At 55.9% G+C, this 783-nt stretch carries 1 pseudogene; it reads left to right on the forward strand.

Going from position 1 to position 783, the window contains the following annotated elements:
- Positions 1–466 precede the first annotated feature (466 nt).
- Positions 467–706: pseudogene (locus DW49_RS0124210) on the forward strand (type IIL restriction-modification enzyme MmeI); the annotation flags it as partial.
- Positions 707–783 lie beyond the last annotated feature (77 nt).

Raw genomic sequence — 783 nt, forward strand, 5'->3', positions numbered from 1 at the left:
AAGCTATAGGGTCTGGAGGGAAGCATGTGGCAGTACCTGCAGATGGTGTCAGGTACAGGAAACGCGATTGATGAAGAGCCGTCAGTAGGAAACCGTTATCGGGACGGTTGGGGTTTGGTGGCGCCTGTCTGGGCCGTGCGCCTGCCATCGAGCAGCAGGCGCGGTAGCATTTTCCGGGGAGATGGGAGATCCAGGTTACGGGCAACATTGCTGGTCGGCAGCCCGCTCCGAGATTATGATATTGGGCATTGTGGAGCAACGGAACCGAAAACCAACGTAAGGCGGGACTAGCGTTCGCTGCCGCTGTGAACATGGGCGGTTACCACCTCGTTTGAGGCTGCCGGGTTATCATCCCCGACCGTGGCCGGCATGAATACAGAAGCCCACTGTGGTCTAGCCACAACCCACAAAATTAACGGCTAAAGTCGTCGCAATCGCTCATGAGCGATCTGGACATTGGTAAACCATGAATGCAGTAGAAATTGAGTCCGCAATATCGGAGCTGGCCCTCCAGCCCTTCGACACCGCGGACTTTCCATTCGCCTTTCTGGCCGCATTCGGCAGTAAGGACACAGCCCTCAAGCGACTGCGTGCAGGCAACAACAACGGATCGGATATGGCCGGTGGCGTGCTACTGCGCAACAACATCCATATCGCCGTATGCGAAGCCGGTACCGTGGGAGAAACCCTCAAGGCATTGCGTGCTAGGGTCTGTTCCCGTTTCGACGTAACCTATTGATCCCTATGAGAACAGGCCCGTATTGTTGGAGTTCTCACACAACA

The organism is Pseudomonas avellanae BPIC 631 (assembly GCF_000444135.1).
GTDB lineage: Bacteria > Pseudomonadota > Gammaproteobacteria > Pseudomonadales > Pseudomonadaceae > Aquipseudomonas > Aquipseudomonas avellanae.